The 6,397-nt window shown below is 69.6% G+C and carries 6 protein-coding genes; 2 read left to right on the forward strand and 4 right to left on the reverse strand.

Going from position 1 to position 6,397, the window contains the following annotated elements:
- Positions 1-106: 106 nt before the first annotated feature.
- Genes ACFU99_RS28820 through ACFU99_RS28835 form a run of 4 tightly spaced genes read right to left on the reverse strand, consistent with a single transcriptional unit; the run spans position 107 to position 4,449 of the window.
- Entirely contained in the window at positions 107-1,363 is a 1,257-nt protein-coding gene (locus tag ACFU99_RS28820) for a glycosyl hydrolase (RefSeq protein ID WP_384397545.1), read from the reverse strand.
- Positions 1,364-1,418: 55 nt separating this feature from the next.
- Positions 1,419-2,249: a carbohydrate ABC transporter permease gene (locus tag ACFU99_RS28825; RefSeq protein ID WP_384397547.1), complete on the reverse strand. Its 831-nt coding sequence runs from the start codon at positions 2,247-2,249 to the stop codon at positions 1,419-1,421.
- Positions 2,246-3,139: a carbohydrate ABC transporter permease gene (locus tag ACFU99_RS28830; RefSeq protein ID WP_384397549.1), complete on the reverse strand. Its 894-nt coding sequence runs from the start codon at positions 3,137-3,139 to the stop codon at positions 2,246-2,248. The genes ACFU99_RS28825 and ACFU99_RS28830 overlap by 4 nt, the downstream gene beginning before the upstream one ends.
- 11 nt (positions 3,140-3,150) lie before the next feature.
- The gene (locus ACFU99_RS28835) at positions 3,151-4,449 is read right to left on the reverse strand and encodes an ABC transporter substrate-binding protein (protein WP_384397551.1); all 1,299 of its coding nucleotides are present in this window, start codon (positions 4,447-4,449) and stop codon (positions 3,151-3,153) included.
- Between the two features lie 178 nt (positions 4,450-4,627).
- On the opposite strand from ACFU99_RS28835, the gene ACFU99_RS28840 reads away from it, so the two are divergent.
- Both ACFU99_RS28840 and ACFU99_RS28845 read left to right on the forward strand, forming a co-directional pair.
- Positions 4,628-5,671, forward strand: coding sequence for a LacI family DNA-binding transcriptional regulator (locus ACFU99_RS28840; protein WP_384397553.1), 1,044 nt, complete (start codon positions 4,628-4,630; stop codon positions 5,669-5,671).
- Positions 5,672-5,951: 280 nt separating this feature from the next.
- Positions 5,952-6,397: alcohol dehydrogenase catalytic domain-containing protein (locus ACFU99_RS28845; RefSeq protein ID WP_384397555.1), on the forward strand; the 446-nt coding region annotated here is incomplete at its 3' end.

Consider the following 6,397-nt stretch of genomic DNA (forward strand, 5'->3'; position numbering starts at 1 on the left):
GGGGTGACGAGGACTCGGTGGTGCTGCGGTCGGTCGCCGAGGCTCAGGCGACCTGGTCGGCCGCTCAGCCGACCAGGTGGATCGCTAGGGCGACTTGGTGGATCGCTCAGGCGACCTGGTCGATCGTGAGGACGTCCGTGATGCCGCGCGCCGCCAGATGCGCGGCGTCGTGCGCGTACTCGGCGAGCACCACGGCCGGGCGCTCGCCCCTGGCGGCGAGCCGCATCCACGCCTCGAAGTACGCGCCGCCCGGCCCGCACTGCGCGCGCACCGGCGCCGTCTCACAGGATTCGAGGCCGCTCGCGTCCAGGACGAGCGCGGTCGTCCGCGGCGCGGGCCGGTACTCCCGGCCCTTCCACTCCCGTACGGCCCGGGCGATGGCCTCGCCCGCGGGCTTGACGCGCCGGTCGTTGGTGAACAGGCCGAGGGCGTACTCCAGCTCCGGGAAGTCGGCCAGGGAACGGTCCACGTCGTGGGAGCACCACCACGTCACGCCCCACACGTCCCCGCAGTCCAGCGCGTTCGCGACGGTCGCCTCGGTGAAGGCGGCGGCGTGCTCGGCCGGGATGTGCGGCGCGGGCGCGCCGACCTCCTGGAGCCACACCGGGTGGTGCGCGTCCTTCGCCCACGCCTTGGACAGCTCGATGAGATAGGCGGCGTGCTGCTCGGTGGCCGCGCCGTCGCGGCCGTGGCGCTGCGCGGTGCCGTTGAACACCCAGGAGTGCACGGCGGTCGCCGCCCCGATCTGGGCCGAGTGCGCCGGGGTGAAGGGGTGCCCGTCGAGGTACCAGGCGGCGTCGTACGAGGCGTGCAGGTGCATCTTGCCCGGCGCGCCCTCCTCGCAGGCGCCGACCATGCGGCGCAGCCACGCCCCGGCCTGCTCGGCGTCGATCCGGTCGGGGTCGGGGTGCGGGTCGCCGGAGAACTGGTTGATCTCGTTGCCGACGGTCATGCCGAGGAAGTTGGACCGGCCGGCCAGCGCCGCGGCGAGGGTCCGCAGGTACTCGGCCTCGCCCTCGACGACGTCCGGGTCGGTGAACATGTTGCGGCGGTGCCAGGTGGCGGTCCAGGACGGGATGAAGTCGAAGCTGGAGAGGTGGCCCTGGAGGCCGTCCACGTTCACGTCGAGGCCGCGCTCGCCGGCCGCGTCGACGAGCTGGACCAGCTGCTCGACGGCGCGCGGCCGGATCAGGGTGCGGTTGGGCTGGAAGACCGGCCACAGCGGGAAGACCCGGATGTGGTCGAGGCCGAGCTCCGCGATGGAGTCGAGGTCGGCCCGTACCTCGTCGAGGTCGAAGTCGAGCCAGTGGTGGAACCAGCCCCGGGTGGGGGTGTAGTTGACGCCGAAGCGGGGTGCGGTCATGCGGGGGAGATCCTGTTCGGAGTCGTTTTTCGGGGCTACGGGCGCGGGCCGGGGGTCAGCCCTTGACGGCGCCCTCGCCGACGCCGCGGAAGAAGAACCGCTGGAGGCAGGCGAACATCACGATGAGCGGGGCCACCGCGATGATCGTGCCGGCGGCGACGAGCCGCGGGTTCTGCTGGAACGTGCCGTGCAGGAAGTTCAGTCCGACGGTCAGCGTGAAGTTCGACGAGTCGGACAGGACGATCAGCGGCCACAGGAAGTCGTCCCAGGCGCCCATGAAGGCGAAGATCGCGACGACCGCGATGGTGCCCTTGACCGAGGGGAGCGCGATGCGCACGAACCGCTGCCAGACGTTGGCGCCGTCGATGACGGCGGCCTCCTCGATCTCGTACGGCAGGTTGGAGAACGCGTTGCGCATCAGCATCACGTTCAGGGCGCTGACCGCGCCCGGCAGGACCACGGCGGTGAGCGTGTTGTTGAGGTTGAGGTCCCGCATCATCGTGAACTGCGCGATGATGATGGCCTCCAGCGGCACGAGCAGCGCCATCGCGACGGCCAGCCCCGCGATCTTGCGGCCCTTGAAGCGGAGCCGCGCCAGCGCGTAGCCGGCCATGGACGCGCCGATCACGTTGGTCACCACGTTGGTGAGGGCGACCTTCAGCGAGTTCAGCGCGTAGTCCCAGACCGGGATGATGTCGGCGACGCCGGAGTAGTTCTTCAGCGTCGGGTGCTCGGGCAGCAGCTTCGGAGGATACGTGTAGATGTCCTCGGTGGTGTCCTTGAGCGAGGTGGACAGCTGCCACAGGAACGGGCCGACGGTGATGACGAGGACCACCAGGAGCAGAACGTAGCGGAGGGTCTTCTCCCACCCGGACAGGCGCTTCACCGGGGCTCCTCCTTGCGGTCGGCGCGCAGCACCAGCAGCATCAGCAGCAGTGCGATGACAAAAACGATCAGCGAGATGGCCGAGGCGTAGCCGACCCGGCCGTTGAGGCCGGTGCCCACCCGCTGGACGAGCATGACGAGCGTGGTGTCCTCGCCGGCCGGGCCGCCGGACGGGCCGGCGAGCAGGAAGACCTCCGAGAAGACCTTGAAGGCGTTCACCGAGGAGAGCGCGCCGACCAGCACCATCGTGGGGCGGACGGAGGGCATGGTGACGGAGACGAACCGGCGGATGGGCCCGGCCCCGTCGACGGACGCCGCCTCGTGCAGCTCCCGCGGCACATTGGCGAGGGCCGCCAGGTAAATGATCATGTAGTACCCGAGGCCCTTCCAGATGGTCAGGGCCATGGCGCTCAGCAGCAGCAGCCACTGATCGCCCAGGAACTTGACGGGACCTGCCCCGAGGACATTGAGAATGCCGTTGACCAGGCCCCGGTCGTCCAGGATCCATACCCAGATCAGACCGACGACCACGACGGACGCCACGACCGGGGTGTAGAACGCGGAGCGGAAGAAGGTGATACCGGGAATCTGCTTCTGCACCAGCATGGCCAGCAGCAGGGGGAGCAGAACGGTGAAGGGCACCACCAGGAGCACGTACAGCCCGCTGTTGCGCAGCGCGGTCCAGAACTGATCGTCGTGGATCATCGTCTGGAAATTCTGGAGTCCGACCCAGTTGCCCGAGGTCAGTGTGCGGGCGTCGGTGAACGCCTTGTAGATGGTGGTGAAGAAGGGATACAGGTTGAAGGCGGCGATGACTCCGACGCCGGGCAGCAGAAAGAGCCAGGGACTGATCGCCCTATGGGTGCGGATGCGCTTCGCGGGCCGTTCCATGTTCTTTACCGTCAGTTCTGCTTGAGCAGCTTGTTGCTCTGCGCGACGGCGTCGTCGAGCGCCTGCTTCGGCGACTTCTTGCCTTGCAGGGCCTTGGCGACCTCGTTCTTCAGAATGGTCTTCATCTCGTCGCTGAGGACGACCGGCGTGTAATTGACCGCGCCCTTCAGCATCTTGGCCGAGGCGACCCGGACGCGGCCCTCATCGGTGCCGTCCTCCTTGGTCCAGTACGGCTCCTCCAGCGACCCCTTGGTGCTGGGGAAGACGGCGACCTTGTGCCCGAAGGCTTCCTGGTTCTTCTTGTCCGTCACGAAGTGCGCGAAGGCGATGGCCGCGGCCTTGTGCTTGCTCTGGTTGTTCACGGCCAGGCCCATGACGTACATGTTCGGCTTGCCGTTGTTGTTGGGCGCGTCGGTGATGCCCAGATTCTTGTAGAGCGAGGGCGCGTTCTTCTTGAAGTTCGACAGGTCCAGGGCGCTGCCCGGATTCATGGCGACCTTCTGCTCCAGGAACTTCTGGCCCGCCTTCTCGGGGGTGTTCGTCAGCGACTGCGCGTCGAGGCCGCCGCTGTCGTACAGCTCCTTGTACTTGGTGAGGAACTCGATGCCCTTCGGCTCGTTGTACGTGAACTCCGTGGAATCCGCGTTCATGAGCTTGACGCCGTAGCGGCCCATGTCCTCGATCGCCGGAGTGGACGCCAGAGTCGCGATCTTGCCGCCGGACTCCTTCGCCATCTTGTTGGCGTCGGTGAACAGCTCGTCGAACGACTTCGGCGGCTTCTCCGGGTCGATCCCGACCTTCTTGAACAGCGACTTGTTGTAGAACAGCGGGCCGGTGTTGAGATACCAGGGGAAGGCGTACGAGCCGTCCAGACCGGGCATCGAGGTGCCCTTCCACCCCTCGGGCGTGTACTCGCCCTTGAACTTCGAGGTGGCCGGTTCCTTGTCCATGTTCATCAGCACGCCGGCCTTGGCGAGCGGATAGGCCAGGTCCGGTGAGAGGTTCACCACATCGGGCAGCGTGCCGGCGCCGGCGTCGGCGCTCAGCTTGTCGGCGTAGTTCTCGGCCGGCTGGTCCAGCCACTTCACCTTGACGCCGGGGTTCTGCTTCTCGAACTCCTTGACCAGGCCTTCGAAGTAGTCCTTGAAGCCCGCGCGCAGATTCCAGGTCTGGAAGCTGATGTCGCCCTCGACCTTGCCGGTCGCGCTGCTGCCGCCGCCGCTGTCACCGCCCGAACCGCAGGCGGTGAGCGTCAGGGCACAGGCGAGCGCCGGTGCGGCGAGGACGAGGGTTCTACGGGATATGGGCATGGCCGACGAGCTCCTTCGATCGGGCCAGGAGGGGGCAGGCAAAACTTTCGCCCCGAAGAAGAGTTAAGTCAATACTTCCGCGGAAGACTAATGCGCTTTAGTGTGTTGTCACTCAAGCGCTTTAGTGGAACGGACCCGCCGGACCTGCCCCGGCGGGCGGGGGAGCAGGAGGAGACGCATGCGCCGAACACCGGCCAGACGACCTACGATGAAGGACATCGCGCGCCGTGCGGGCGTCTCCGAGAGCGCCGTGTCCTTCGCGCTCAACGACCGCCCCGGCGTCTCCGAGGCCACCCGCGACCGCATCCGCCGGGTCGCCGAACAGCTCGGCTGGCAGCCCAGCACCGCCGCCCGCGCGCTGTCCGGCGAGGGCTCGGCCACCATCGGACTGGTGCTCGCGCGCCCGGCCCGTACGCTCGGCGTCGAGTCGTTCTTCCTCCAGCTCGTCTCGGGCGTGCAGGAAGTGCTCTCGCACCGCAGGCTCGGCCTGCTCTTCCAGGTCGTCGAGGACATCGACGCCGAATGCGAGGTCTACCGCCGCTGGTGGGCCGAGCACCGGGTGGACGGCCTGATCGTCGTCGACCCCCGCGACGACGATCCGCGGCCCGCGCTCCTCGACGAACTGGGGCTGCCCGCCGTGGTCGTCGGCTCGACGGGTCCCGCCGCTCGCGCCGCGGGCCCGGCCATATCCAACATCTGGGCCGACGACGCGGGCGCGATGGCCTCGATCGTCGACCATCTGCACGGCCTGGGCCACCGCCGCATCGTGCATATCGCGGGCCTGCCGGAACTCGCCCACACCCAGGCCCGGATGGCCTCCCTGCGCGCCGAGGCCGACCGCCGGGGCCTGACCGAGGCGCGCTCCGTGACCACCGACTACTCCGACGCGGGCGGCGCCGAGGCCACGCGGCGCGTGCTCGCCGGGGATCCGCCGCCCACCGCGCTCGTCTATGACAACGACGTCATGGCCGTCGCGGGCCTGGCCGTCGCCTCCGAGCGGGGCGTGCCCGTACCGGACCGGCTCTCCATCGTCGCCTGGGACGACTCCGTCCTGTGCCGCGCCACCCACCCCGCCCTGACCGCCCTCACCCGCGACACCGCCACCTTCGGCCGGCACGCCGCCGAGCAGCTCGTCGCCCTGCTGGACGGGGGAGCGGCGGTCCGCATCCAGGACGACCTGCCATCGCTGGAGCCGCGGGGCTCAAGCGGCCCGATGACCTGAGCGACTGGCTCGTCGGCCCCCGCGCTGCGCCGGCCGGGCGTCTCGCGCAGACGACCCCCGGTGCCGCGCCGCCCCCGGCGTCGCGCCGTACGGTCCGGCCGTGCGTTCCCCGTACGGCCGGGAGCTCCGGACCGCGGCGGTCGCTCGCGGGCCCCGGCGACCGCGTACCGGCTCCGCCGGAGGCGCTTGTCACCCCTGTTCCTCGCAAATACCGACTGGTTAGTATGCGGCGAGCGCGGGACCGCGCGCGTACGCGAGAGGGCTTGTGGGAGGCCACCTGATGCTGGCATGGCGAGTGCACGAGAACGGCGAACCCCGCGACGTGATGCGGCTGGAGGAGGTGGCGGACCCCGCGCCCGGTCCGGGCGAACTGCTGCTCGGCGTACGCGCCGCGAACATCAACTTCCCCGACGCCCTGCTGTGCCGGGGGCAGTATCAGGTGCGGCCGCCGCTGCCCTTCACCCCCGGCGTCGAGATGTGCGCCGAGATCCTCGCCCTCGGCGAAGGCGCGGAAGGACAGATCGGCGCGCGGGTGCTCGCCCAGCCCGCGCTCCCGGCCGGGGCCTTCGCCGAGCGCGCGGTCGTCGCCGCCCGCACCGTGCTCCCCGCCCCCGACGCGTTGGACGACGCCGAGGCCGCCGCCCTGCACATCGGCTACCAGACCGGCTGGTTCGGCCTGCACCGCCGGGCGCGCCTGGCGGCCGGGGAGACGCTGCTCGTGCACGC

The sequence above is a fragment of the Streptomyces sp. NPDC057654 genome, assembly GCF_042800135.1.
Classification (GTDB): domain Bacteria; phylum Actinomycetota; class Actinomycetes; order Streptomycetales; family Streptomycetaceae; genus Streptomyces.

Bases quoted from the DNA above. Each gene is read 5' to 3' on its own strand.
- ACFU99_RS28830 (WP_384397549.1), bottom strand. From the start codon at position 3,139: ATGGAACGGCCCGCGAAGCGCATCCGCACCCATAGGGCGATCAGTCCC.
- ACFU99_RS28820 (WP_384397545.1), bottom strand. From the start codon at position 1,363: ATGACCGCACCCCGCTTCGGCGTCAACTACACCCCCACCCGGGGCTGG.
- ACFU99_RS28835 (WP_384397551.1), bottom strand. From the start codon at position 4,449: ATGCCCATATCCCGTAGAACCCTCGTCCTCGCCGCACCGGCGCTCGCC.
- ACFU99_RS28840 (WP_384397553.1), top strand. From the start codon at position 4,628: ATGCGCCGAACACCGGCCAGACGACCTACGATGAAGGACATCGCGCGC.